This is a genomic window from Streptomyces incarnatus, assembly GCF_001027185.1.
GTDB classification, from domain to species: domain Bacteria; phylum Actinomycetota; class Actinomycetes; order Streptomycetales; family Streptomycetaceae; genus Streptomyces; species Streptomyces puniciscabiei.
In genome coordinates this window covers 6,772,311-6,795,544 of the sequence record NZ_CP011497.1, presented here as the reverse complement: position 1 = coordinate 6,795,544, position 23,234 = coordinate 6,772,311, and the positions used below count along the sequence as shown (strand labels likewise).

At 73.1% G+C, this 23,234-nt stretch carries 25 protein-coding genes and 1 tRNA gene; 16 read left to right on the top strand and 10 right to left on the bottom strand.

The features are described 5' to 3' along the window. Nucleotides 1-74 precede the first annotated feature (74 nt). Nucleotides 75-1,058 (top strand): aldo/keto reductase, encoded by a 984-nt coding sequence (locus tag ABB07_RS30765; protein ID WP_208901778.1) that lies wholly within the window; start codon nt 75-77, stop codon nt 1,056-1,058. Continuing rightward, on the top strand, nt 1,055-3,496 hold the full coding sequence (locus ABB07_RS30760; protein ID WP_208901777.1) for a helix-hairpin-helix domain-containing protein: 2,442 nt from the start codon (nt 1,055-1,057) through the stop codon (nt 3,494-3,496). The genes ABB07_RS30765 and ABB07_RS30760 overlap by 4 nt, the downstream gene beginning before the upstream one ends. Before the next feature lie 304 nt (nt 3,497-3,800). Here ABB07_RS30760 and ABB07_RS30755 read toward each other — a convergent pair whose 3' ends face one another. Then, nucleotides 3,801-4,535, bottom strand: coding sequence for a hypothetical protein (locus ABB07_RS30755; RefSeq protein WP_208901776.1), 735 nt, complete (start codon nt 4,533-4,535; stop codon nt 3,801-3,803). 47 nt (nt 4,536-4,582) lie between these two features. On the opposite strand from ABB07_RS30755, the gene ABB07_RS30750 reads away from it, so the two are divergent. Further along, nucleotides 4,583-4,771, top strand: coding sequence for a DUF5703 family protein (locus ABB07_RS30750; protein WP_014671721.1), 189 nt, complete (start codon nt 4,583-4,585; stop codon nt 4,769-4,771). Nucleotides 4,772-4,859: 88 nt separating this feature from the next. Here ABB07_RS30750 and ABB07_RS30745 read toward each other — a convergent pair whose 3' ends face one another. The 3 genes from ABB07_RS30745 to ABB07_RS30735 form a co-directional block, all read right to left on the bottom strand. Further along, complete coding sequence (locus tag ABB07_RS30745) at nt 4,860-5,840, bottom strand: chaplin (RefSeq protein ID WP_208901775.1); 981 nt, start codon at nt 5,838-5,840, stop codon at nt 4,860-4,862. 158 nt (nt 5,841-5,998) lie between these two features. Next, complete coding sequence (gene chpH, locus ABB07_RS30740) at nt 5,999-6,232, bottom strand: chaplin ChpH (protein ID WP_055703640.1); 234 nt, start codon at nt 6,230-6,232, stop codon at nt 5,999-6,001. A gap of 155 nt (nt 6,233-6,387) precedes the next feature. Then, the gene (locus ABB07_RS30735) at nt 6,388-7,713 is read right to left on the bottom strand and encodes a M20/M25/M40 family metallo-hydrolase (RefSeq protein WP_208901774.1); all 1,326 of its coding nucleotides are present in this window, start codon (nt 7,711-7,713) and stop codon (nt 6,388-6,390) included. Between the two features lie 218 nt (nt 7,714-7,931). Between ABB07_RS30735 and ABB07_RS30730 the strand changes: the two genes are divergently transcribed. Beyond that, a tRNA-Leu gene (locus ABB07_RS30730) sits at nt 7,932-8,019 on the top strand. Nucleotides 8,020-8,082: 63 nt separating this feature from the next. Continuing rightward, entirely contained in the window at nt 8,083-9,804 is a 1,722-nt protein-coding gene (polX, locus tag ABB07_RS30725) for a DNA polymerase/3'-5' exonuclease PolX (protein ID WP_208901773.1), read from the top strand. A gap of 157 nt (nt 9,805-9,961) precedes the next feature. Here polX and ABB07_RS30720 read toward each other — a convergent pair whose 3' ends face one another. After that, nucleotides 9,962-10,276 carry a dsRBD fold-containing protein gene (locus ABB07_RS30720; protein ID WP_208901772.1) on the bottom strand — a complete coding sequence of 105 codons (315 nt, stop codon included), beginning with the start codon at nt 10,274-10,276 and terminating at the stop codon, nt 9,962-9,964. An 86-nt stretch (nt 10,277-10,362) separates the two neighbouring features. On the opposite strand from ABB07_RS30720, the gene ABB07_RS30715 reads away from it, so the two are divergent. Next, nucleotides 10,363-10,737 carry a YchJ family protein gene (locus tag ABB07_RS30715; RefSeq protein ID WP_208901771.1) on the top strand — a complete coding sequence of 125 codons (375 nt, stop codon included), beginning with the start codon at nt 10,363-10,365 and terminating at the stop codon, nt 10,735-10,737. A 6-nt stretch (nt 10,738-10,743) separates the two neighbouring features. Here the strand turns inward: ABB07_RS30715 and ABB07_RS30710 are convergent, their stop codons facing one another. Then, nucleotides 10,744-11,445: a FadR/GntR family transcriptional regulator gene (locus ABB07_RS30710; protein WP_208901770.1), complete on the bottom strand. Its 702-nt coding sequence runs from the start codon at nt 11,443-11,445 to the stop codon at nt 10,744-10,746. A gap of 140 nt (nt 11,446-11,585) precedes the next feature. Between ABB07_RS30710 and ABB07_RS30705 the strand changes: the two genes are divergently transcribed. From ABB07_RS30705 to ABB07_RS30690, 4 genes are read left to right on the top strand one after another with little or no spacing between them, the layout of a single operon-like run. Then, a complete protein-coding gene (locus tag ABB07_RS30705) occupies nt 11,586-12,104 on the top strand; it encodes a gluconokinase (RefSeq protein ID WP_208901769.1) in 519 nt (172 codons plus the stop codon). A 37-nt stretch (nt 12,105-12,141) separates the two neighbouring features. Continuing rightward, nucleotides 12,142-13,539 (top strand): GntT/GntP/DsdX family permease, encoded by a 1,398-nt coding sequence (locus ABB07_RS30700; RefSeq protein ID WP_208901768.1) that lies wholly within the window; start codon nt 12,142-12,144, stop codon nt 13,537-13,539. Nucleotides 13,540-13,549: 10 nt separating this feature from the next. Next, nucleotides 13,550-14,311, top strand: a complete 762-nt coding sequence (locus ABB07_RS30695) for an SDR family oxidoreductase (protein ID WP_208901767.1) — start codon at nt 13,550-13,552, stop codon at nt 14,309-14,311. Nucleotides 14,312-14,342: 31 nt separating this feature from the next. Further along, nucleotides 14,343-15,362: an L-idonate 5-dehydrogenase gene (locus tag ABB07_RS30690; protein WP_208901766.1), complete on the top strand. Its 1,020-nt coding sequence runs from the start codon at nt 14,343-14,345 to the stop codon at nt 15,360-15,362. Nucleotides 15,363-15,515: 153 nt separating this feature from the next. Here the strand turns inward: ABB07_RS30690 and ABB07_RS30685 are convergent, their stop codons facing one another. From ABB07_RS30685 to ABB07_RS30675, 3 genes are all read right to left on the bottom strand, one after another. After that, nucleotides 15,516-16,142: a cytochrome b/b6 domain-containing protein gene (locus tag ABB07_RS30685; protein ID WP_208901765.1), complete on the bottom strand. Its 627-nt coding sequence runs from the start codon at nt 16,140-16,142 to the stop codon at nt 15,516-15,518. Next, nucleotides 16,126-16,854 (bottom strand): molybdopterin-dependent oxidoreductase, encoded by a 729-nt coding sequence (locus ABB07_RS30680; protein WP_208901764.1) that lies wholly within the window; start codon nt 16,852-16,854, stop codon nt 16,126-16,128. The genes ABB07_RS30685 and ABB07_RS30680 overlap by 17 nt, the downstream gene beginning before the upstream one ends. 101 nt (nt 16,855-16,955) lie before the next feature. After that, the gene (locus tag ABB07_RS30675) at nt 16,956-18,110 is read right to left on the bottom strand and encodes a hypothetical protein (protein WP_244189565.1); all 1,155 of its coding nucleotides are present in this window, start codon (nt 18,108-18,110) and stop codon (nt 16,956-16,958) included. Between the two features lie 353 nt (nt 18,111-18,463). On the opposite strand from ABB07_RS30675, the gene ABB07_RS30670 reads away from it, so the two are divergent. The 4 genes from ABB07_RS30670 to ABB07_RS30655 are packed head-to-tail and all read left to right on the top strand — an operon-like array spanning nt 18,464 to nt 20,659. Then, complete coding sequence (locus ABB07_RS30670; RefSeq protein WP_208901763.1) at nt 18,464-19,360, top strand: DMT family transporter; 897 nt, start codon at nt 18,464-18,466, stop codon at nt 19,358-19,360. Nucleotides 19,361-19,418: 58 nt separating this feature from the next. Continuing rightward, entirely contained in the window at nt 19,419-19,934 is a 516-nt protein-coding gene (locus tag ABB07_RS30665) for an NUDIX hydrolase (protein WP_208901762.1), read from the top strand. A 21-nt stretch (nt 19,935-19,955) separates the two neighbouring features. Beyond that, a complete protein-coding gene (locus tag ABB07_RS30660; RefSeq protein ID WP_208901761.1) occupies nt 19,956-20,348 on the top strand; it encodes a YidH family protein in 393 nt (130 codons plus the stop codon). Next, nucleotides 20,336-20,659, top strand: a complete 324-nt coding sequence (locus ABB07_RS30655) for a DUF202 domain-containing protein (RefSeq protein WP_208901760.1) — start codon at nt 20,336-20,338, stop codon at nt 20,657-20,659. Before ABB07_RS30660 ends, ABB07_RS30655 begins: the two co-directional genes overlap by 13 nt. Nucleotides 20,660-20,666: 7 nt before the next feature. Here the strand turns inward: ABB07_RS30655 and ABB07_RS30650 are convergent, their stop codons facing one another. Beyond that, nucleotides 20,667-21,671, bottom strand: a complete 1,005-nt coding sequence (locus ABB07_RS30650) for an NADP-dependent oxidoreductase (protein ID WP_208901759.1) — start codon at nt 21,669-21,671, stop codon at nt 20,667-20,669. A gap of 60 nt (nt 21,672-21,731) precedes the next feature. Between ABB07_RS30650 and ABB07_RS30645 the strand changes: the two genes are divergently transcribed. Together ABB07_RS30645 and ABB07_RS30640 are read left to right on the top strand one after the other, a co-directional pair. Further along, entirely contained in the window at nt 21,732-22,031 is a 300-nt protein-coding gene (locus ABB07_RS30645; protein WP_208901758.1) for a hypothetical protein, read from the top strand. Between the two features lie 168 nt (nt 22,032-22,199). Next, on the top strand, nt 22,200-23,231 hold the full coding sequence (locus tag ABB07_RS30640) for a phosphotransferase family protein (RefSeq protein ID WP_208901757.1): 1,032 nt from the start codon (nt 22,200-22,202) through the stop codon (nt 23,229-23,231). The last annotated feature ends 3 nt before the right edge of the window (nt 23,232-23,234 follow it).

Here is a 23,234-nt window from a genome sequence, read left to right as displayed (position 1 = left end):
GCACCGGCCCGCAGGCCGACTCCGTTGTCCACAGGCCACCCACCGCACCGGTCGTGGCCAGTAATCTCGCCCGCATGGAGCAGAGGCATCTCGGCCGTACCGGCCTGCGCGTGTCCCGGATCGGACTCGGCACCCTCACCTGGGGCCGGGACACCGACGAGCACGACGCCGCGGACATGCTGAAGGCGTTCTGGGAGGCCGGCGGAACCCTCGTCGACACCGCGGACGTGTACGGCAACGGCGAGGCGGAGTACCTGCTCGGGCAGCTGATGGACGGCCTGGTGCCGCGCCGGGACCTGGTGATCTCCACCAAGGCGGGCAGCGTGCCCGACCCCGACCGCCGTTTCGACGGCTCCCGCGGCCATCTGCTCGCCGCCCTGGACGCCTCCCTGGCCCGCCTCGGCACGGACTACGTCGACGTATGGCACATCCACGCCTTCGACCCCGGGACCCCGCTGGAGGAGACCCTCCAGGCCCTGGACATAGCGGTCAGCAGCGGCCGCGCCCGGTACGCGGGCGTCTCCAACTTCTGCGGCTGGCAGCTCGCCAAGGCCGCCACCTGGCAGCTCACGGCGCCGGGCATCCGCACGCGCCTGGCCAGCACGCAGATGGAGTACTCACTGCTGCAGCGGGGCGTGGAGCGGGAGGTGCTGCCCGCCGCGCTGGACCTCGGCGTCGGCATGCTCCCCTCCTCCCCGCTCGGCCGGGGCGTGCTGACCGGCAAGTACCGGCACGCCACTCCCCCGGACTCGCGCGGCGCCTCCGAGCATCTCGCGCCGTTCGTGGAGCCGTACCTGGACGACACGGCGACCCGCATCGTGGACGCGGTGACGACGGCCGCCGACGGGCTCGCCGTCACCCCGCTCCAGGTGGCCCTCGCGTGGGTCCGGGACCGGCCCGGCGTGGCCGCGCCGATCGTCGGCGCGCGCAACGCGCAGCAGCTCACGGCGGCATTGTCAGTGGAGGCCCTTAGTCTTCCTGACGAGATCTGCCGGGCGCTGGACGATGTGTCGGCGCCCGTGCACCGCTATCCCGATCACGACTGGAGCACGCTGTGAGCACGGAGCCGGAGACCACGGAGGAAGCCGGGCCGGGGACGCCGGACAGCCCGGAGGCCGCGGGTCAGGACACGGCGCGCGCGGAGAGCCGTGCGGACGCCAGGGGCGCGGCGGAGCAGGCCGGGAGGGCCGGCGGCGACGGAGCGGGCGGCCCCACCGGTGCCGGGGGTGAGGGCACCGAGGAAGCGGCGGGCTCGGGCGGCGCGGAGGGCGAGGACGGGGGCGCCACCCGGTCGTCCGGGGCCGGAGGCGAACGTGCCGGCTCCGCGCAGGTGTCCGAGGCAGGGGACGAGGGCGGCGGCGAGAGCGGCGATGCTGGGTCCGCTCAGTCGTCCGAGGCAGGGGACGAGGCCGGGGGCGAGGGCGAAGGCACTGACTCCGCTCAGTCGTCCGAGGCAGGGGACGAGGGCGAAGGTACTGACTCCGCTCAGTTGTCCGAGGCCGAGGCCGAGTTGGCCGCGCAGCGGGTCGAGCGGGAGCGGATCGAGCGGCGCAAGGCCGAGAAGCAGGGCCCGATTGAGAGCGGGGCCAAGCTCAGCGGCAAGGCGGCCGACCTGCTCGCGGCGGTGCGGGCGGTGGAGAGCGGCGAGAAGCCGGTGGCCACGGTGTTCGCCGAGCCCGCGCCGGCGCCGCGCCGCCCGGCCCCGGAGCCGGTACGCCGGCCGCAGCCCGCGCCCGCCCCGGCCACCGCCCCGGCACCCGAGGCGGTGGAGGGCGTCCGCCGGGTGCTGGCCGAGGGCGGTGCGCCCGAGGCCCTGGCCGCCCAGGTGGCCGCGGCACTCGGCGAGGGCGCCGACGCGTCGCTGCGCGCAGACCCCTGGCAGCTGCTGCGGATCAGCGGCGTACGGCCCGACCAGGCCGACGGCTTCGCCCGGGCCCTGCTCGGCGCGGCCTGCGGCCCGGGCGACGAGCGGCGGGCTCGCGCGATCACCGTCTGGCTGCTGGAGCAGGCGGCCCTGGCCGGGCACACCGCGCTGGAACTGCCGACGCTCGCCTCCGCGCTGGGCAAGCAGGGCGTGCCGGACCCGGACGCGGCGGTGCAGAGCACGCTCGCGGAGGGCGAGGCGCTGGCGTTCCAGGACGCACTGGAGGAGCCGGGAGCCGCCGCGCCGCAGACGGCTCCGGAGGACGAGGGCGAGGGCGAGCAGGAGCGGCCGGTGCGGGTCCTCGTCGGCCTGGAACGGTACGCACTGGCCGAGGAGAGCCTCGCCGACGGCCTGGCCCGGCTGGTCAACTCGCTGTCCAAGGAGACCGAGCAGGCCTGGCAGGCGGCGGCCGGCGCCGCCTCGGGCGGTGCGGCCGAGCTGGTCCGCGCGGTCGCCGGGCACGGCCTGGTGCTGCACACCGGCGGGGAGGCGGCCCGCGCCGAACCGGCCGCGCTGCTCGGTGCCGCCCGCACCGCGGGGCTGCGGGCCTTCGCCGTCTGCCACACGCCCGACGGCCGCCACCGCCTCGCCGCCCTGCTGGGCCCGGACCCGGCGGAGCACGGCGTGGGCACGGTCGCCGGTCTGCTGTCCGGCGCCCAGGGACCGGGCCGGGACGCGGACGGCGCGCTGGACCTGGACCTGCTGATCGTGCTGGACGCGCCGCAGCTCGACGTGGAGAGCGCCGCCATGCTGGTGGAGTCGCTGCCCGACGGGGCCCGGCTGGTGCTCAGCGGCGACCCGGCGCTGCTGTGGTCGGCCGGGCCGGGGTGGGTCTTCGCCGACCTGCTCGCCGCCCGCGTCTGCCCGCAGCTCGTCTCCCGCCTCCCCGACCCCGGCCCGATCGGCGAGCTGGTCTCCGGCATCGGCGTCGGCGAGCTGAACCAGGTCGCGGCTCCGGGCAAGGAGGTCGTCATCGTCCCGGTGCGGGACGCGGGCGAGGCCGTGCACCGGACCGTCCAGCTGGTCGCCGACTCGGTGCCGCGGGCGATCGGTGTCCCCGCCGACCAGACCGTGGTGATCACTCCGGGGCACGGCGGCGCCGCGGGCACCCGCGCCCTCAACTCCGCGCTGAAGGAGCGCCTCAACCCCGGCCCGGGCCGCTTCGGCGGCTTCGACCCCGGCGACCGGATCGCCTACTCCCCCGCTCCGGGCCGTACGGTGCCGGGCGTGGTGGTGAAGGCCGACGCCGAGGGGCTGCACCTGTCGTGCGCGGGCGCCCCGGTGGTCGTACCGCGCGAGCGGGTGGAGGGGGCCGTACGGCACGGCTGGGCACTGACCGCGCACCAGGCGGTGGGCGCGCGCTGGCCGGCGGCGGTCGTCGTGCTGCCCGGCGACGCCGCGCAGGCGCTCAGCAGACCGTGGGTGTACACGGCCTTCGGCCGGGCGGAGCGGCATCTGTCCGTGGTCCACGGCGTGGACCAGGCCCTGCCGAAGGCGGTGGCACAGACGCCGGCCAAGCCCCGCACGACCCGGTTGCAGACGCTGCTGCGCGCACAGGTACCGACGAGCTGATCTTCCCTCCGCCGCACCCTGTTTCCCGCTGAGCACCCTGTTTCGGCCGCGCACCCAGATTCGGCCGCACCCGGATTCGGCCGCACCCGGCTTCCCGCCGCGCGCCCTGCTTCCCGAACGCGGCCCCCGGATCCCCGTTGCGCACCCTGTTTCGGCCGCGCAAGCTGCTTTGACCGCGCAAGCTGTCGCCGCCGCAGCTGTCGCCACCGCACACGCTGTCTCCGCCGCAACGGCGATCAGCCACGACGGCGGAGATCGGCGGTGCCGTACCGGCCTCAAGGCCACACGGCACCGCCGGCCGGCCTCACCTCTCGGCGCCCTCGACCTCGTCCATGTCCTCGTCTGCGTCTTCGTCCTCGTCTGCGTCCGAGTCCTCCGCCTCGTCCTCGTCCTCGACGAACTCGAGATCGTCCTCCTCGTCGGACTCGTCCTCGTCGTCGAAGACGGCGCTGACGTCGAACCGGCACACCACACCTTGCGGATCGATGTGCTCGAACGGCGCCTCCAGCCACTCCCCGGCCTCGGGTGTCTCGTCCGCCGCGGTGACCCAGAGCGTGGAGTCGCCCTCCTCCAGGCCGAACTCCTTGTGCCGGGAGGCGATCTCGTCCGGTTCGAACTCGCCGAACAGGATGCCCAGCGCGCCCGGAACCGTGGCGGCGGCATCCTCGGCCAGGCCGCCCGCGGCCTCGTACTCCGCCGCCTCGACCCGCTGGGCCTGCGCCCGCAGCCGCTGGGGTTCCACCACGGCGTAGTCGCGTCGGATCAGCACGCTGATCGCGTTCGGTTCCTCGGGGCCCGCGTACGGCGGCAGCTCCTCCGCACCGGGGATCTCGAAGGGCGTGACCTCGTCATAGCGGTCGTAGAGCAGCTCGTCGTACACCTCGGCGGCCGCGGCCAGCTGGTTGAACGCCTCCAGGACGGCCGGGTCGTCCTCACCCGACCTGCGTTCGACCGCGGCCAGATGACGGTCGAGCGCGGTCTTGACCGCCTCGGCGGCGGCGCGTACCTCGGCAGCGGTGGGCTGCGCAGCATCAGACATAGTGCAGACGCTATCCGTACCGGGCCCCAGCCCGCACAATAGATGCGATGCCGGAATACGAATTTGTCGACGTGTACGTGCCTCGCGGGGTGTCCCGCAAGGAGGCCACGCGTCTGCTGACGGACCATGCCGAGTACGGACACTGGGAGTTGGACCGACTGAGCCTGCTGCGTGACGGCAGCCGCAGGGTGCGGTTGCGCCGGCGGATCATCCGCCAGGTGCGTGCCACGTGGTGAGGCGGCAGATCTGAACGGAGCGGACCCCGCCGCCTTGGCGGGGTCCGCTCCGTCTGCCGTGCCGTAGCGCACCGGGAGGCGCCGTGGGTTACACCGTGGCCCGCGCCTTGCGGTAGAGCACCGCGCCGGCGAGCAGCGCGCCCGCGCCGACCGGCAGTGCCAGACCCACCGGCAGATCGCTGCCGGTGTGCGCGAGCTGGCCGCCGGTCAGGGACTGGCCGGAGCGGCCGCCCTGCTGGTGGACCTGGCTCGACCCATGGGGCCCCTGGGGCGTGTGGCCGCCGTGGCCGGGCGGGGTCGACGGGCTTCCGGGGTGGCCCGGGTGACCGGGGTGACCCGGCTGTCCGGGATGACCCGGCTGTCCCGGGTGCCCAGGCTGTCCCGGCTGTCCCGGCTGTCCCGGCTGCCCGGGCTGTCCCGGCTGTCCGGGCGGGTTGCCGTGGTCGCCGCCGCCGTTGCCGCAGTCGTTGCCCGCGGCGTCGTTGCCGACTCCGATCACGTTCACGCTGTTGCCGCACACGTTCACCGGGACGTCGATCGGCACCTGCACCGTGTTGCCGGAACCGACGCCCGGCGAATCGCTGCTGTGGCCGCCCGCGTGCGAGCCGCCGGAGCCGCCGTGGCCCCCCGAAGCACCGCCGTGGTTGACACACGTGTTGCCCGCGGCCGGATTGTGCAGCCCGACGACGTTCACGCTGTTGCCGCACACGTTCACGGGGGCGTCGATCGGCGCCTGGACCGTGTTGCCGGAACCGACGCCCGGCGAGCCGCTGCTGTGGCCGCCCGCGTGCGAGCCGCCGGAGCCGCCGTGGCCCCCCGAAGCACCGCCGTGGTTGACACACGTGTTGCCCGCGGCCGGGTTGAGCAGCCCGACGACGTTCACGGTGTTGCCGCACACGTTCACCGGCACGTGGACCGGTGCCTGCACGGTGTTGCCGGACAGTACGCCGGGCGAGCCGGCGGCGGTGCCGGACGCGCCCGCGTCGGCGTGGGCATAGCCGCTCGCGGCGGCGATCACGCCGGTGGCCGCCGCCATTGTCATCAGGCCCTTGCGGGTGCCCTGTCGCATTCTGATTTTCCCCTGCCTTCGATCCTGCTGTGCCTCGCGATCGCGTGGCGACCCTGGCGGATCGCTCCTCCGCGCAGTAGGCCGGTCGGCCCCGGAGCGCATGGCACGCGCTCCGGGGCCGACGGCTCGAAAGTGACGCCCCCCTCAGGAGGTCGTCGTCACTTGTTGATGCAGGTGTTGCCGAAGGCGGGGTTCAGGAGCCCGATCACGTTGACCGTGTTGCCGCAGACGTTCACCGGGACGTGCACGGGCACCTGAACGACGTTGCCGGAGACGACACCCGGGGAGTGCACGGCGGCACCCTGGGCTCCGGCGTCGGCGACAGCGAGGCCCGCGCCCGCGAGAACCAGCCCACCGGTGGCAGCCGCAGCAGCGACGACCTTCTTGATCATTATTCCTCCTTGTTGGCAAAGCGACCCCAAGGTGCGGAGTCACATCACCTGTAACGAGGAGGAACTAATGAAGCTACGAACCGATCGTCGCATTCACCCGTTCCAGTCGATCTCGTACGAGCGGCCGAATATCCAGGTCATCCCGGCCCAGAACGTCACGACGCGTCGATGAAGCGGTCCAGGACGCGGACGCCGAACCGCAGCCCGTCCACCGGCACCCGCTCGTCCACGCCGTGGAACATGCCGGCGAAGTCCAGCTCCGGCGGCAGCTTCAGCGGGGCGAAGCCGAAGCCGCGGATGCCGAGGTCGTCGAAGGACTTGGCGTCGGTGCCGCCGGAGAGCATGTAGGGGATGGCCTTGGCGGTGGGGTCCTCGGCGAGCAGCGCGGACTGCATGGCCTCCACCAGGGCGCCGTCGAAGCTGGTCTCGACGGCCTTGTCGGCGTGCACGTCCTCGCGGCGCACATGCGGGCCGAGCAGCCGGTCGAGGTCGCTGAGGAACTCCTCCTCGTGGCCCGGCAGGAACCGTCCGTCGATGTGCGCGGTGGCCTGGCCCGGGATGACGTTGACCTTGTAACCGGCGTTCAGCTGGGTCGGGTTGGCGGTGTTGCTCAGGGTCGCGCCGATCAGTTTGGCGATGCCGCCGAGCTTGGCCAGGGTGGACTCCATGTCCTCCGGGTCCAGCTCGGTCCCGAGCGCGTCGCCCAGTTCGTCGAGGAAGGCCCGGGTGGTCTTGGTGACCCGCACCGGGAACCTGTGCCGGCCGACCCGGGCCACGGCCTCGGACAGTTCGGTGATGGCGTTGTCGCGGTGGATCATCGAGCCGTGTCCCGCGGTGCCGGCCACGGTCAGCTTCATCCAGTGCATGCCCTTCTCGGCCGTCTGGATCAGATAGAGGCGGCGCTGCTCGCTGACGGTGAAGGAGAAGCCGCCGACCTCGCTGATCGCCTCGGTGACCCCCTCGAACAGCTCCGGGTGGTGGTCGACCAGGTGGCGGGCGCCGTACGTGCCGCCCGCCTCCTCGTCGGCGAGGAAGGCGACCACGATGTCCCGCGGGGGCCGCCGCCCGCTCCTGAGCCGGTCACGCACGACCGCGAGGGTCATGGCGTCCATGTCCTTCATGTCGACGGCCCCGCGCCCCCACACGCACCCGTCGGCGATCTCCCCGGAGAACGGGTCGTGGGTCCAGTCGGCGGCGTTGGCCGGTACGACGTCCAGGTGGCCGTGGATCAGCAGCGCGGGCCGGGACGGGTCCTCCCCCTCGATGCGGGCCACCGTCGAGGCGCGGCCGGGATGCGACTCGAAGATCTTCGGCTCGAGTCCGACCTCGGCGAGCTTCTCCGCGACCCACTCGGCGGCCGCCCGCTCGCCGGGGCCGGAGTGGTCGCCGTAGTTGCTGGTGTCGAACCGGATCAGCTCGCGGCAGAGGTCCACGACCTCGTCCTCGCCGGTGACGCTCCTGGCCGTGTCCGTCTCGCTCACGTGCTTCCTCCCGCGCTGTCGCTGCTGGTGGTCCTCCTCATCCTCCCCCTGCCCCCGCCCGCGGCCCAAGACCGGTCCCGGCCCGTCACGCGCCGTTCACGTGCGGCGGGCTCCGGCAGCGGGGGGTGATCAGCCACCCCGGAAAGCCTGGTAATGTTTCCTTCGTCGCCGCGAGGGAAACCCCGCCGAAAGGGATTCCGGAGCACGACAGACACCTTGTCCGGGTGGCGGAATGGCAGACGCGCTAGCTTGAGGTGCTAGTGCCCTTTATCGGGCGTGGGGGTTCAAGTCCCCCCTCGGACACCAGCGAGGCCCCTGCTCAGCAGGGGCCTTTTGCTTCTCCCCGCGGCCGGGTCCCACACTTGAGGGGTGGCCCGGCCCAATGACGAGGTCGAGGCGCTCCTGCGGGAGTACGCGGACCTCATCGCGATCACGGGAGGCGACGCGTTCAAGGCGCGCGCCTACGAGAAGGCGGCGCGTGCCATCGGCGGGTATCCGGCCGACATCTCCAAGCTGGACGAGGACGGCCTGAAGGAGATCCCGAACGTCGGGAAGTCGATCGCCGACAAGGTGGCCGAGTACCTGCGCACCGGGAAGATGGCGGTGGTCGAGGAGCGCCGGGCGAAGATCCCCGCCGGGGTGCGGGAGCTGATCACGATCCCCACCCTGGGCCCGAAGAAGGCGCTGCGGCTCTACGAGGACCTGCACATCTCCTCGGTGAACGAGCTGGCCGCGGCGATCGAGGCGGACGCGCTGGCCGATCTGAAGGGCTTCGGCGAGAAGACGCAGGAGAACATCCGGCACGGCATCGAGTTGCTGCAGCGGGCGGGCGCCCGGGTGCCGCTGTCGCTGGCGCTGGACACGGCCGAGGAGGTCGTCGCCGAGCTGTCCGGGGTGACCGGGTGCGAGCGGTGCTCGTACGCCGGCTCGCTGCGCCGGATGCGGGAGACCGTCGGGGACCTGGACGTCATCGTCGCGGCGGAGAAGTCCGAGCCGTTCATGGCGGCGCTGTGCGAGCTGCCGGCCACCGCGGAGGTCATCGCGCGCGGCTCGAAGAAGACGTCGGTCCGCACGGGCAAGGGCCTCCAGGTCGATCTTCGGGTGCTGCCGCCGGAGTCCTGGGGCGCCGGGATGCAGTACTTCACCGGCTCGAAGGCGCACAACATCCGTACCCGTACCATCGCCGTGCACCAGGGGCTGAAGCTGTCCGAGTACGGCCTGTTCGACGCCGAGAGCGGGAACTCGCTGGCCTCCCGCACCGAGGAGGAGGTGTACGCCCGGCTCGGGCTGCCGTGGATCACACCGACGCTGCGGGAGGACCGGGGGGAGATCGAGGCGGCCCTGCACGGCGAGTTGCCCGAGGTGCTGACCGAGCAGGACGTCCGGGGCGACCTGCACACCCACACCGATCTCACCGACGGGCTGGCCCCGCTGGAGGAGATGGTGGCGGCGGCCGCCGAACGCGGGTACGCGTACTACGCGGTGACCGATCACGCGCCGAACCTGTACATGCAGCGCATGACCGACGAGAAGATCCTCGCCCAGCGGGAGCGGCTGCGGGAGCTGGACGGCGCGCACCACCGGATGCGGCTGCTGCACGGCACGGAGCTCAACATCGACCCGGAGGGCGGGGTGGACTGGCCCGAGGCCTTCCTGGCCGGTTTCGACCTGTGCGTGGCCTCGCTGCACTCGCACTTCGACCTGGACCGCGGGGCCATGACCCGGCGGCTGGTGCGGGCCTGCGAGAACCCGTACGTCAACATCATCGGACACCCGACGACCCGGCTGATCGGCAAGCGGGCGGGCGTCGACGCCGACTGGGACGAGGTGTTCGCGGCCTGCGCGCGCACCGGCACCGCGCTGGAGGTCAACGCCCAGCCGGACCGCCTCGACCTGCGCGACGAGGACATCCTGCGGGCCAGGGAGCACGGCGTGAAGTTCGCCGTGAACACCGACGCGCACTCCGTGCCGCACCTCGGGCAGTTGCGGTACGGCGTCGGCACGGCGCAGCGGGGCTGGCTCGGCCGGGACGACGTGATCAACACCTGGCCGCTGACGAGGCTGCGGCGGTTCCTGCGCAAGGGCAGGTGAAGGGCACCATTCCGGACCAGGGGTCAAGCCGGACCAGGGGGCAAGCCAGGCCAGGGGTCAAGCGGGGCCAGGGGGCAAGCCAGGCCAGGGGGCAAGCCAGGCCAGGGGGCAAGCCGGGCCAGCGGGTCACCGGCCAGGGTTCGCTCCCGGCCAGGCGTCATTCCCGGTCCAGCCACAGGGGTGACAGGTCCTCCTCGGTCTCGGCCGCTCCCACCGCCTTCATGTCGCCGTCAGCGGCGCGCAGCAGGATCCGGCCCATGGCGATCAGGGCGCGTCCGGCGGCGAGTTCGTCGCCTATTTCCGGCACATCGGGGTCGTACGGGTTGCGGCGGGCCTCCGCGTGGCTCTCCAGGACGTTGTCGCCGGTGTCGAGGACGATCCGGGCGGTGGTGTCCGGGTCGTGCTCGGAGAGGTACAGGTTCAGCCGCCACTCCTTGACGGCCGGAGGACGGCTGGTCACGGGTCGGGTCATGGTCCGCCTCCCTGGGCTGCACTGCCCTTCCACTGTGCACCCCGCCCGGGACGAACGCCTCCCCTGCTCCGGGCACAATGTGGGCCATGACCTCGCGCGCCTGCCCCTGTGGACTCCCCCAGCCCTACGACGCCTGCTGTGGCCGTTTCCATGCGGGATCCGCGAGCGCGCCGACCGCCGAGCTGCTGATGCGGTCGCGGTACAGCGCGTTCGTGAAGGGGGACGCGGGGTACCTGCTGCGCACCTGGCATCCGCGGACCCGGCCCGCGCGGCTGGACCTCGACCCGGGGATGCGGTGGACGGGGCTGGAGATCCTGGACGCCACCGACGGGTCCGCATTCCACAGCACCGGCACGGTGACGTTCCGCGCCTCCTACCGGGGCGGCTCGCTGCACGAGCGGAGCCGGTTCGAGCGGGTCGACGGGGCCTGGGCGTACGTGGACGGTGACTTCCTGGACTGACGTGAACTAGGGCGCCAGGATGTCCAGTTCCTGCAGGGCGCCCACGGTGATCTCCCTGGTCAGCTGCTCGGCGCGGGTCGCGTCGCCCGCGCGGACCGCCTCCGCCACCTGGACGTGGAGGGTGACCGCCGCCGGGTCGGGGTCCTCGAACATGACCTCGTGATGGGTACGGCCGGCCAGGACCTCCGCGACGACGTCGCCGAGCCGGGCGAACATCTCGTTGCCCGAGGAGCCGAGGATGACCCGGTGGAAGGCGATGTCGTGGACCAGGTACTCCTCCAGCTTGTGGCCGCGTGAGTTGGCCACCATGCCGAGTGCGCACTCGGTGAGTTCGGCGCACTGCTCCGCCGTGGCGTGCGTGGCGGCGAGCCCGGCCGCGACCGGTTCGACCGCGGAGCGCAGCACGGTCAGCGAGCGCAGCTGGTGCGGGCGGTCGGCGCCGGCCAGGCGCCAGCGGATGACCTGCGGGTCGTAGACGTTCCACTCGGACTTGGGGCGGACTGTCACGCCCACTCTGCGGCGGGACTCGACCAGGTGCATGGATTCGAGCACCCGGACCGCTTCGCGCATCACGGAGCGCGACACCTCGAAGTGCTGGGCGAGCTCGTCGGTGCGCAGCACGCTGCCCGGCGGGTACTCGCCCGCGGTGATCGCGGGGCCGAGGGTGTCCAGAACATGGCCGTGCAGGCCCCGGCCCGGTGTGGTCATGCACTCAGCGTACGGCGTGGATCACCGACGGAAAAAGTCAGACTTATATGTCACAGACTCTTGAATTCGTCGTACCTAATGGGTTTCAGTGTGGCGACGCCGCCGTGGCGTCGGATGTCGAGGAAGACAGCGAGGCAGTGATGCGAACCCCCCAGGTCGTCGTCGTGATGGGCGTCGCGGGGACGGGCAAGACCACGATCGGTCCCTTGCTCGCCGCGCGGCTGGGCGTCCCGTACGCCGAGGGCGACGACTTCCACCCGCAGGCCAACATCGACAAGATGTCGGCCGGGATCCCGCTCGACGACAACGACCGGTGGCCCTGGCTGGACGCCATCGGTCACTGGGCGCACGGGCGGGCCGGACTGGGCGGGGTGGTCAGCAGCTCGGCGCTGAAGCGGGCGTACCGCGACCGGCTCAGGGCCGCCGCTCCCGGAGTGGTGTTCGTGCACCTCACCGGGGACCGGAAGCTGATCGAGGACCGGATGCGGCAGCGGCAGGGGCACTTCATGCCGACCGCGCTGCTGGACTCCCAGTTCGCCACGCTGCAGCCCCTGGAGCCGGACGAGGCGGGAGTCGCCGTGGACGTCACCGGCAGCCCCCAGGAGATCACCGAGCGTGCCGTGAAGGCACTCGAGGCGCTTCCCGACACCACCGCGTAGCACTCACCCCCGTCCCCCGTAACGCAAGGGAACCCCCGTGACCAGACTCAGCGTCGAGATGCTGGCAGCGGACGCGCCTCCGCCGATCACCTCCGCCGGGCACGCCCAGCTGGGCATCGCCGTCCTGGTGGGCATCGCCGTGATCGTCCTGCTCATCACCAAGTTCAAGCTCCATGCCTTCCTGGCGCTGACCATCGGGTCGCTGGCGCTCGGGGCGGCCGCCGGAGCGCCGCTCGACAAGGCCATCACCAGCTTCACCACCGGGCTCGGCACCACGGTGGCCGGCGTGGGCGTCCTGATCGCGCTCGGGGCGATCCTGGGCAAGCTCCTCGCCGACTCCGGCGGCGCCGACCAGATCGTGGACACGATCCTCGCCAAGGCCGGCGGGCGGGCGATGCCGTGGGCGATGGTGCTCATCGCCTCCGTGATCGGTCTGCCGCTGTTCTTCGAGGTCGGCATCGTGCTGCTGATCCCGGTCGTGCTCATGGTCGCCAGGCGCGGCCACTACTCCCTGATGCGCATCGGCATCCCGGCGCTGGCCGGTCTGTCCGTGATGCACGGCCTGATCCCGCCGCACCCCGGCCCGCTGGTCGCGATCGACGCGCTGCACGCCAACCTGGGCGTGACCCTGGCGTTCGGCATCCTGGTCGCCATACCGACGGTGATCGTCGCCGGTCCGCTGTTCTCGAAGGTCGCGGCCCGCTGGGTCGACGTGCAGGCCCCCGACCGGATGCTGCCCCAGCGCCCCTCGGAGGAGCTCGAGCGCCGTCCGGGCTTCGGCGCGACGCTGTCCACCGTGCTGCTGCCGGTGGTGCTGATGCTGGCCAAGGCGCTGGTGGACATCGTCGTCGACGACCCCGCGAACACGACCCAGCGGGTCTTCGACATCATCGGCTCCCCGATGATCGCCCTGCTCGCCGCCGTGATCGTCGGCTTCTTCACGCTGGGCCGGCCCGCCGGGTTCAGCAAGGAGCGGCTGCAGCAGACCGTCGAGAAGGGCCTGATGCCGATCGCCGGAATCCTGCTGATCGTCGGCGCGGGCGGCGGCTTCAAGCAGACGCTGATCGACTCCGGCGTGGGCCAGATGATCCTGGACGTCTCCAAGAACTGGTCGATCCCGGCGGTGCTGCTGGCCTGGCTGATCGCGGTCGTGATCCGGCTGGCGACCGGCTCGGCGACGGTGGCGACGGTCTCCGCGGCCGGCCTGGTCGCGCCGCTCGCGGCCGGCGCGTCGACCACCCACACCGCCCTCCTCGTCCTCGCCATCGGCGCCGGCTCGCTCTTCTTCAGCTTCGTCAACGACGCCGGCTTCTGGCTGGTGAAGGAGTACTTCGGGCTGAGCGTCGGGCAGACCGTGAAGACCTGGTCGATCATGGAGACGATCCTCTCGGTGGTCGCCGGCGGCCTGGTCCTGCTGCTCTCAGTGATCATCTAGGGGTACGGGCATGAGTCACCCGCTCTTCGACGTCAGCGGCCGCACCGCCCTGGTCACGGGCTCGAGCCGGGGCATCGGCCTCGCGCTGGCCCGGGGCCTGGCCGAGGCCGGCTGCACGGTGGTCCTCAACGCGCGCGACCCGGACCGGCTGGCCGAGGCGGCCTCCGCACTGCCCGGGGACCGGATCCACACGGCGGTGTTCGACGTGACCGACGCACCGGCCGTGGCCGCCGGGATCGCGGACGTCGAGGAGCGGGTGGGCCCGCTCGACATCCTCGTCAACAACGCGGGCATGCAACTGCGCGCGCCCCTGCTGGAGTTCACCGAGGCCGACTGGCACCGGATCCTGGACACCAACCTCACCAGCGCGTTCCTCGTCGGCCGCGAGGCCGCCCGGCGGATGACGGAACGCGGCCACGGCAAGATCGTCAACGTCTGCTCGCTGCAGAGCGAGGTCGTACGGCCCGGGATCGCGCCGTACGCGGCGACCAAGGGCGCCCTGAAGATGCTCACCAAGGGCATGTGCGCCGACTGGGGGCCGTACGGCGTCCAGGTCAACGGCATCGGGCCCGGCTACATCGAGACCGAGCTGACCCGGCCGCTGGTGGCGGACGAGGAGTTCAGCGCCTGGGTCCGCCGGCGCACCCCGGCGGGCCGCTGGGGCCGTACCGAGGACCTGGTGGGCGCGTTGCTCTTCCTCGCCTCGCCGGCCTCCGACTTCATGGGCGGGCAGATCCTGTACGTCGACGGCGGCATGTCGAGCGTGCTCTGAACGGCGCTGCGCTGGGAAAGGGGCTGCGGGAATGCTGGGTTGTGTGATCCACGGCGCGGGCGATCTGCGCGTGGCGGAGCTGCCGGTACCCGAACCCGGGCCCGGCGAGGTCCTGGTGGCCGTGCGGTACGGCGGGGTGTGCGGCTCCGATCTGCACTACTGGCGGCACGGCGGGGTCGGGGACTTCCGGCTCCGGGAGCCGATGCTGCTCGGGCACGAGGTGGTGGGCACGGTGGTGTCCTACGGCGCCGGGGCCACGGGTCCCGTCCCGGGTACGGCCGTCGCCGTGCACCCCGCCACCCCGTGCGGGCGCTGCCCGGAGTGCGCCGACGGGCGGGCGAACGTGTGCCGGGACACCCGGTATCTGGGCAGCGCGGCCCGCTTTCCGCACGTCCAGGGCGGCTTCGCCGAGCGGATCGCGGTACCGGCCGGGCAGGTGCGGGCGCTGCCGGAGGGACTCGGGCTGCGGCGGGCCGCCCTCGCCGAGCCGCTGTCGGTGGCGCTGCACGCGGTGCGGCGGGCCGGGGACGTGTCCGGCGCGCATGTGCTGGTGACCGGGGCGGGGCCGATCGGGTGCCTGGTGGTCGCGGCGGCGAAGGCGGCCGGCGCGGCACAGGTGACGGTGACGGATCTGGTGCCCGAGGCGCTGGGTCACGCCGCCGTGGCCGGGGCCGACAGGCTCGTACGGGCCGACGATCCGGACGATCCCGGGTGGCCCGGGGAGGTGGACGTGGCCGTGGAGGCGTCGGGGGTCGCGGCCGGGCTGGACGCGTGTCTGCGGCTGGTGCGGCGCGGGGGTGTGGTCGTACAGCTCGGGATGCTGCCGCCGGGGCAGTCGCCGTTCGCCGGGAACCTGCTGGTGAGCCGGGAGATCGAGCTGCGGGGGGCGTTCCGGTTCGGCGCCGAGTTCGACGGCGCGCTGGAACTGCTGGCCGGGCGGGGGGAGTTGGACGGGCTGGTCAGTGCGGTGGTTCCGGTGCGGGACGCTGCCGCCGGGTTCGAGCTGGCCGCCGACCGCAGCCGGTCCTGCAAGGTGCTCGTGGAGTTCTGAGATCGGTTGCGGTGAGTTCGGCACCGCCGGTCAACGCCGTCGTGGTGGCGTGCCGTTGCGGCGGAAGGGAAATGCGGCGGATCTCACGAGGCGAGGCGATGTGGGGAGTGCGGTGGTCTCAGGGGCGGTCCCCATGAGGCAGCGGCGAAAGGGTTACGGGCGCCACAGCGGGTGTTCCCGTTTCGCCCACTCCCTGCTCACCGTGCCCGTGCGCAGGCCCCGTCTCGCCTCCGGGTCGCCCAGGGCCATGCCGATGTGGCCGGCCAGGACCACGCCGATGGTCAGGGCGAGCCAGTCGTGGACGAAGGTCGCCGAGGTGCGCCACATCAGCGGGGCGAGGTGGGTGAACCACATCATCAGGCCGGTGCCGAGCATGACCAGGGTGGCGCCGGCGATCCAGGCGGCGTAGATCTTCTGGCCGGCGTTGAACTTGCCGGCCGGGCGGGAGCTGTGCCGCTTGTCGCGGACCAGCGCGGCGTGCAGCCAGACCTTGTCGTGCGGGCCGAAGCGGTTGAGGAAGCGCAGGTCGGCGCGGAAGGCGCGGGAGGCCAGGCCCAGCAGGACCGGGACGGGGAGGGCCACGCCCGCGCACTCGTGGATCCGGACGACCAGTTCCCGGCGGCCGACCATGACCGCCAGCTGGGGGATGTAGAGGACGGCCGCCGTGGCCACGCAGATCCCCATCAGCGCGGCCGTGGTGCGGTGCACCCAGCGCTGGGCCGCGCCGAAGCGGCGGACACGGGTGCCGGGCGGGGCCGGGGTGTCAGCTCGTAGGCTCATCGGTGCGTCCGTTCGAGCGGCCGACCCAGGCGTCGACGTCGTAGCCGAGCTTCTCCCAGTAGCCGGGCTCGACCTGGTCGGTGACCGTGATGCCGGACAGCCACTTGGCCGACTTGTAGAAGTACATGGGGGCGACATAGAGGCGGACCGGGCCGCCGTGGTCGTGGGAGATGTCCTTGTCCTGCATCCGCAGGGCCACCAGGACGTCCGGACGGCGGGCCTGGGCGAGGGTGAGGCTCTCGGTGTAGGTGCCGTCGAAGCAGGTGAAGTGGATCGCCCTGGCGGTGGGGCGGACCCCGGCCGCGTCCAGCAGGTCGGCGAGGCGGACGCCCTCGAAGGGGGTGCCGGGGACCCGCCAGCCGGTGACGCACTGGACGTCCTTGACCAGCCGGGTCTGCGGCAGGGCGCGCAGGTCGGCCAGGCTGTAGGTGCGCGGGCGGTCCACCAGGCCGCCGATCTTCAGGTGGTAGTCGGTGGCGCCGAGGTGCGGCACCGAGGCGGCGACGGAGTAGTAGCGGAAGCCGCCGCCGTTGGGCAGCAGGCCGGTCAGGCCCGTGGGGTCCTTGCCGGCGACGGAGCCGAGGAAGCCCTCCATGCCGCGTTGCAGCACGGGCGCGGCGACCATGCCGAGCGCGCCCAGGCCGAGGGTGCCGAGGAAGACGCGGCGGCCGACGGGTTTGCCGCCCTGCTCCTCGGATCGTTCAGAGTTCACGCATTCATTCGAGCACTCGGGGCCCCGGGGGGCCAGGGAATCGGGTCACTGGTCAGAGTTCTGTAATCACTTCTCACGTACGTGCCGCCGGGGCGTGCCGTTCAGTGCCCGAGGGCCTTCGGCGCCCGTGGGCTGCAGTGCCCGAGGGCTCGGGCGCGGGCCGCCCGGAAGGCCGCGCGGGCGTCGCGGTGGGCGTAGGACCAGGGCGCCCGGGTGGCGTGCGGGCCGATGCGCTGGAACAGCACCGCCGCCTCGGCCGGGCGACCGGCGCAGGACAGGGCGAAGGCGAGGTGGTTGAGGTCGATGTGGCGGCGGGGGTGTTCGTCGTGCTCCCACTCCAGCCACCAGTCGAAGCAGGCGCGCAGGATGCGGCGGGCCCGGGGTCCGGCCCAGTGGCCGGAGGCGGCGGGGTCGGCCGGGGCGGGACCGGTGGCGGCGAGGACCCGGTAGCGCTCGGCGTGGGCGACGACCGGCAGGACGGCGAGCGGGGAGTCGGCCGGGGCCTCGGCGGCGGCCAGCTCGGCGAGGTCGTACACCTCGTGGTCCTCGGCCGCCCGGCCGCCGGCGGGCCGTTCGGCCAGGCGGGCGAGGAGCAGATGGTGGGCGTGGTGGTGCTCGGGGTGGCGGCGGCACAGCTCGGCGAAGGCGGCGAGCACCTCGCACTCCGGGCCGAGGCCGCGGGCGAGCTGGAGCAGGCCGAGCCAGGGAGTGGGGTCGGCCGGGGCGAGCGCGGCGGCGGTGGCGCAGGCCTCCCGGGCCCGGTCGGGGTCCTCCCTGCCGCGCAGGGCGCGCCGGACCAGGGCGAGGGCGTACAGCGCGGCGGCGTCGGCGGAGCCGGGCTCGGCGTGCAGCCAGTCGCGGGCCCAGGCCACGGCGTACGGGTCCCCGGCGAGGACGGTGAGGCGATGGCCGCGGCGGTCCCAGTCGTCGCCGGTGTGCCGGAGCAGGGAGCGGGCGGCCTGCCGCCGGCCCTGGGTGAACGCGGCGCGCGCGGCGCGCAGTTCGGCGTCGTCGAGGGCGTCGTCGAAGCCGTCGGCGTGGGCGTCGGCGCAGGCGTGGGCGTCGGAACAGGTGTGTGCGTCGGAACAGGTGTGGGCGTCATCGATGCCGTCGGCGCAGGCGCGGGAGTCGGCGCAGGCGTCGTCGAGCGTGTCGCCGAGGCCGCCGTCGAGGGGGCCGGAGTCGTCCGGGGCGGTGTCGCCGGACTGGTCCGTGGGAGCCCGGCGCGCGCCGAGCAGGGGTGGGAGAGGGGGCACCGCGGGACTTCCTGTTTCTCGGGCTGCCATCGACCGATCACGCACAGCAAACCCCCAGCCAAGGTTTGCGTCAAGCGGAACCGGGCTGTTACTGGCTTCAACTACCGTGACGCACAGGGAACTTGGGGAACTCCGCGCAGGTGGACCCGGGCCCGGGCGGGGGTAATCGGCGGCCCGCTGTGGCGTACGCCATGGCGCCGGGCCGGCCGGCCCCGGAGCATGGCGGGTCCACCGCCCTGAGCATGGCGGGTCCACCGCCCTGTTCCGCGCACTTCCGGGCCAATGCCGTCCCGGGGACGCTACAGTCGGCCACTACGCACCCGTGGTCCGGCCGGATGATCGAGGTACGCAGCGTGTCCGTTCTGGTTCTCCTTCTCGCCGTGAGTGCTGCCTGCTGCCTGGGCTTCGGGTTCGTGCTCCAGCAGAACGCGGCGCAGAAGGCACCGCTGAGCGACTTCCTGTCCTTCCGGCTGCTGCTCGACCTGATGCGGGTGCCGCGCTGGCTGGGCGGGCTCGGGCTGATGATCGCCGGCATGGTGCTCGGCGCGGTCGCGCTCGGCGAGGGCGAGATCTCCCTGGTCGAACCGCTGCTCGCGACCAATCTGCTGTTCGCCCTCGCCCTCTCCCGGTACCAGACCGGGCAGCCCCTGGGCCGTCAGGGCTGGGCCGGACTGCTGCTGCTCGCGGGCGGGGTGAGCGCGTTCATCATGGCGGGCGAGCCGCGGGCCGGCAGCGCCGTCTCCGATCCGCTGCGGCACTGGCTGATCATCGGCGCGATGGTCGGCGCCGCCCTGGTGCTCACGACGTACGGCAAGCGGTCCCGGCTGAGCTGGGGCCCGGTGCTGCTGGCCACCGCCGCGGGGCTGCTGTACGGCGTGCAGGACGCGCTGACCCGGGTGAGCGGCACCCGCTTCTCCGCGGGCGGCTTCCCCGAGCTGTTCACCGGCTGGCAGCCGTACGGCGTGCTGGCCTGCGGGGTCACCGGTCTGGTCCTGGTGCAGAGCGCGTTCGAGACCGCCCCGCTGCGCATGTCGTTGCCCGCGCTCACCGCCGCCGAGCCGCTCGCCGGGATCCTCTGCGGTGTCGGCTTCCTCGGCGACCGGCTGCGCACCGACACCGGGGCGCTGGCCTGGGAGGCGGCCGGGCTCGCGGCGGTGGTCGCGGGCATCGTGCTGCTCGGCCTGCACCCGGCGATGCCGTGCGGCGCCACGGAGGCGGAACCGCCGGCCCGGGACCTCCAGCGGCGCTGAGCCCCGCGTCGCGCCGTCCCCTGCTCGGCGTCGCACCGTCCCCTGCTTGGATGGGGGCATGAATCCTGCTGACGAGATCCTCGACATCGTCGACGAGCACGACCGGGTGATCGCCCAGTGCCCGCGCGGCGAGGCGTACGCCCGTGGACTGCGTCACCGGTGCGTGTTCGTCCAGGCCCGGGACGCGGCCGGCCGGCTCTTCGTCCACCGGCGCACGGCCACCAAGCTGGTCTTCCCCGCGCTGTACGACATGTTCGTCGGCGGTGTCGTCGGAGCGGGTGAGTCCTACGACGACGCCGCGCTGCGCGAGGCCGAGGAGGAACTGGGCGTGACCGGGCTGCCCCGGCCGGTGCACCTCTTCACGTTCCTGTACGACGACGGGGCCGGGAACAGCTGGTGGTCGGCGGTGTACGAGGTGCGCTGCGAGCTGCCCGTGCACCCCCAGGTGGAGGAGGTCCAGTGGTACGACTTCCTGCCCGAGGAGGAGGTCGAGCGGCGGCTCGGCGACTGGGCGTGGGTGCCGGACGGGCTGGCGGCGTACGAGCGGCTGAAGGCGTTCCGGGCGGGCCGGTGACCGCCGGGTAGGGTCGGCCGCGTGAGCGAATTCGTGACGAACATCCGGCTGTGGTTCGCGCCGGAGCAGGTGCGGGACGAGGGCGGCACGCCCGACTACCGGTTCTCGCTGGCCAACGAGCGCACCTTCCTGGCCTGGCTGCGCACGGCGCTCGCGCTGATCGGCGGCGGATTCGCGGTGGACCAGTTCCTGCCGGACCTGCGCTGGGCGTGGCGGGTCGGTCTCGCGCTCGCCCTGCTCGGCGCCGGGGTGCTGTGCTCGCTGCGCGCGGTGAACCACTGGGTGCGCTGCGAGCGGGCGATCCGGCGCGGGGAGGATCTGCCCGCGTCCCGGTTCCCGGTGCTGCTCAGCCTGGTCGTCGCGGTGGTGGCCGTGGCGATGGTCGTGGTGGTGCTGGCCGGATGGGCGGGGTGAGCGCGGCCGGGCGCGATCCGGGGCTGCAGCCGGAGCGGACCCGGCTGGCCTGGCGCCGTACGACGCTCTCGGCCGCCGTGGCCGCCGTACTCGCCGTCAAGACCGCCCTGCACGGCGGCGCCTCGGTCACCGGGGTGACGGTCTGCGCCGTGTGCTGCGTGCTCTTCCTGGGCTTTCTGTGGGTGGCCCACCGCCGGATCCGGGCCCTGGCGACCGGTCCCCGCCCGCCGGTGCTCGCTCCCCGGCACGCGACGGCGGCGGTGCTGTGCGCGGTGGCACTGGCGGTGTGCGCGGCCGCGCTGGTCGTCTAGGTCCTGTCTAGAGCGTGCCCTCCTGGCTGGTGCGGTACAGGGTGCGCTCCTCGCCCCTGGTCCAGACGGTGCCCTCCGCCTCCTGCCCGCCCACGGTGACCACGATCTTCCCGCGGGTGCGGCCCTCCTGGTTCAGCCGGTGCGCGTCCGCGGCCCGCTCCAGCGGGAACGTCTCCTGGACGTGCACCGAGACAACGCCCCGCTCGGCCAGCCGGGCGAGCGTGCTCAGGTCCTCGGCGTCCGGGCGGACGAAGCAGTAGCGGCCGCCGTGGCGCACCACCTCCGGGTCGGCGATCGACGCCAGCCGGCCCTCCGGGGCGAGCAGGTCGGCCGAGGTCCTCAGGGTGTCACCGCCGACGGTGTCGAAGACCGCGTCCACGCCCTCGGGGGCGAGCGCGCGCACCCGTCCGGCCAGGCCCTCGCCGTAGCTCACCGGCTCGCCGCCGAGGCCGCGCACATAGTCGTGGTTGCGCTCGCTCGCCGTACCGATGACCCGGGCGCCGAGGTGGGCGGCGATCTGGACGGCGAGGGAACCGACCCCGCCGGCCGCCGCGTGCACCAGCACGCTCTCGCCGCGCCCCACCTCCAGCGCCTTCACCAGCACCTGGTAGGCGGTCAGCCCGGCGAGCGGCAGGCCGGCGGCCTCCTCGAAGGACAGGTTGCGCGGCTTGCGGGCCAGGGTGCGCACGGGCGCGGCGACGTACTCGGCGAAGGTGCCGCGGGAGAGGAAGTCCTCGCGGCAGTAGCCGATGACCTCGTCGCCGACGGCGAACTCGGTGACCGAGGCGCCGGGCCGGACCACCACCCCGCTGACGTCCCAGCCGGGGACCACCGGGAAGACGGCGTCCAGCAGCGCGTCGAGGTAGCCCTCGCGGCACTTCCAGTCGACCGGGTTGACGGCCGCGGCGCGGACCCTGACCAGCACCTGGTCGGGGCCGACCTTCGGGTCGCGCAGCTCGCCGTACTCCAGCACCTCCGGCCCGCCGTAGCGGCGGTAGCTGATGCCCTTCATGTACTCGACCCTCCGGGGTACTCGGGTGCCACGCAAGTGGTACCCCCGAAGGTGAGCACCATGACCACCGTTCACCAGGAACACACCGAACACGGCACGCACAGCCACGGTCCGGGCTGCGGGCACCACGCCGTGCCGCACGGCGACCACCTGGACTACGCGCACGACGGGCATCTGCACCGCGAGCACGAGGGCCACTGGGACGAGTGCGAGCCGGCCGGGCACACCGTCCACGAGGGCCACGGGCACGTGCACTACGACGAGTGCGGGCACGCCCAGGTGCCGCACGGCGACCACGTGGACTATCTGCACGGCGGCCACCGGCACGCCGAGCACGAGGGCCACTGGGACGACCACTGACGACACCGGCATCGCGGCCGGTGGCCCTGCGGGCAGCGCACCGGGGGGCCGTCGGCATATCGTGGCTCCCGTCACGTTCGGCCTCCTGATCGCTCCGCGCACTGGACGGCATACCGACCGGTCGGCATCATGGGTCGGGTCCTGTTCATCCGTTCGTAGGAGTGATGCATGAGCGCCGACCACCCGCCCGGACTCGACCTGGACCGGCTGCGCGCCCACCTCGACCGCGAGCGCCCCGGTCTGGTGACCGGCCCCCTCACCGGCCGGCTGATCGAGGGCGGCCGGTCGAACCTCACCTACGCGCTCTCCGACGGCACCTCGAAGTGGGTCGTACGCCGGCCCCCGCTCGGCCACGTCCTGGCCACCGCGCACGACATGAAGCGCGAGCACCGCGTGCTCAGCGCCCTGCACCCGACCCGGGTGCCGGTCCCGCGCCCGGTGCTGCTGTGCGAGAACCCCGAGGCCGAGGAGGTGCTCGGGGCGCCGTTCTACGTCATGGAGTTCGTCGAGGGCACCCCCTACCGCACCGCCCAGCAGCTCGCCCCGCTGGGCCCCGAGCGCACCCGGAACGCGGTGCTGTCCCTGGTGGACACGCTGGTCGACCTGCACGCGGTGGACCCGGCCGCGGTGGGCCTCGAGGACTTCGGCCGCCCCGATGGCTTCCTGGACCGCCAGCTGCGCCGCTGGGGCAAGCAGCTGGACGCCTCCCGCAACCGGGAACTGGCCGGCATCGACGAGCTGCACGCGGCCCTGGGACGAGCGCTGCCCGCCTCGCCCGCCCCCGCCGTCGTGCACGGCGACTACCGGCTCGACAACGTCCTCATCGGGGACGACGACCGGATCAAGGCCATCCTCGACTGGGAGATGTCCACGCTCGGCGACCCGCTCACCGACCTGGGCCTGCTGGTGATGTACAGCCGGCCGCTGGGCATGGCCGACTCCCCCGTCTCCACCACCGCCGAGGCCCCGGGACACCCGTCCCCGCGGGAGCTGATCGAGCGGTACGCCGAGCGCTCGGGCCGCGACGTCTCGGGAGTCTCCTGGTACACGGCGTTCGCCTGGTTCAAGCTGGCCGTGATCCTGGAGGGCATCCACTACCGGTACACCCTCGGCCAGACGGTCGGGCACGGCTTCGACCGGATCGGCGACCTCGTGCCCGTCTTCATCGACCACGGACTGACGACCCTTCAGGAAGGCTGACCG

Excerpts from the sequence above, each read along its gene's own strand:
- ABB07_RS30650 (WP_208901759.1), bottom strand. The coding sequence starts at position 21,671 with ATGAAGGGCATCAGCTACCGCCGCTACGGCGGGCCGGAGGTGCTGGAG.
- ABB07_RS30685 (WP_208901765.1), bottom strand. The coding sequence starts at position 16,142 with ATGAGCCTACGAGCTGACACCCCGGCCCCGCCCGGCACCCGTGTCCGC.
- ABB07_RS30665 (WP_208901762.1), top strand. The coding sequence starts at position 19,419 with ATGAATCCTGCTGACGAGATCCTCGACATCGTCGACGAGCACGACCGG.
- ABB07_RS30710 (WP_208901770.1), bottom strand. The coding sequence starts at position 11,445 with ATGACCACACCGGGCCGGGGCCTGCACGGCCATGTTCTGGACACCCTC.
- ABB07_RS30750 (WP_014671721.1), top strand. The coding sequence starts at position 4,583 with ATGCCGGAATACGAATTTGTCGACGTGTACGTGCCTCGCGGGGTGTCC.
- ABB07_RS30690 (WP_208901766.1), top strand. The coding sequence starts at position 14,343 with ATGCTGGGTTGTGTGATCCACGGCGCGGGCGATCTGCGCGTGGCGGAG.
- ABB07_RS30745 (WP_208901775.1), bottom strand. The coding sequence starts at position 5,840 with ATGCGACAGGGCACCCGCAAGGGCCTGATGACAATGGCGGCGGCCACC.
- ABB07_RS30645 (WP_208901758.1), top strand. The coding sequence starts at position 21,732 with ATGACCACCGTTCACCAGGAACACACCGAACACGGCACGCACAGCCAC.
- chpH (WP_055703640.1), bottom strand. The coding sequence starts at position 6,232 with ATGATCAAGAAGGTCGTCGCTGCTGCGGCTGCCACCGGTGGGCTGGTT.
- ABB07_RS30655 (WP_208901760.1), top strand. The coding sequence starts at position 20,336 with ATGGGCGGGGTGAGCGCGGCCGGGCGCGATCCGGGGCTGCAGCCGGAG.
- ABB07_RS30695 (WP_208901767.1), top strand. The coding sequence starts at position 13,550 with ATGAGTCACCCGCTCTTCGACGTCAGCGGCCGCACCGCCCTGGTCACG.
- ABB07_RS30755 (WP_208901776.1), bottom strand. The coding sequence starts at position 4,535 with ATGTCTGATGCTGCGCAGCCCACCGCTGCCGAGGTACGCGCCGCCGCC.
- ABB07_RS30720 (WP_208901772.1), bottom strand. The coding sequence starts at position 10,276 with ATGACCCGACCCGTGACCAGCCGTCCTCCGGCCGTCAAGGAGTGGCGG.
- ABB07_RS30715 (WP_208901771.1), top strand. The coding sequence starts at position 10,363 with ATGACCTCGCGCGCCTGCCCCTGTGGACTCCCCCAGCCCTACGACGCC.
- ABB07_RS30705 (WP_208901769.1), top strand. The coding sequence starts at position 11,586 with ATGCGAACCCCCCAGGTCGTCGTCGTGATGGGCGTCGCGGGGACGGGC.
- ABB07_RS30640 (WP_208901757.1), top strand. The coding sequence starts at position 22,200 with ATGAGCGCCGACCACCCGCCCGGACTCGACCTGGACCGGCTGCGCGCC.
- ABB07_RS30765 (WP_208901778.1), top strand. The coding sequence starts at position 75 with ATGGAGCAGAGGCATCTCGGCCGTACCGGCCTGCGCGTGTCCCGGATC.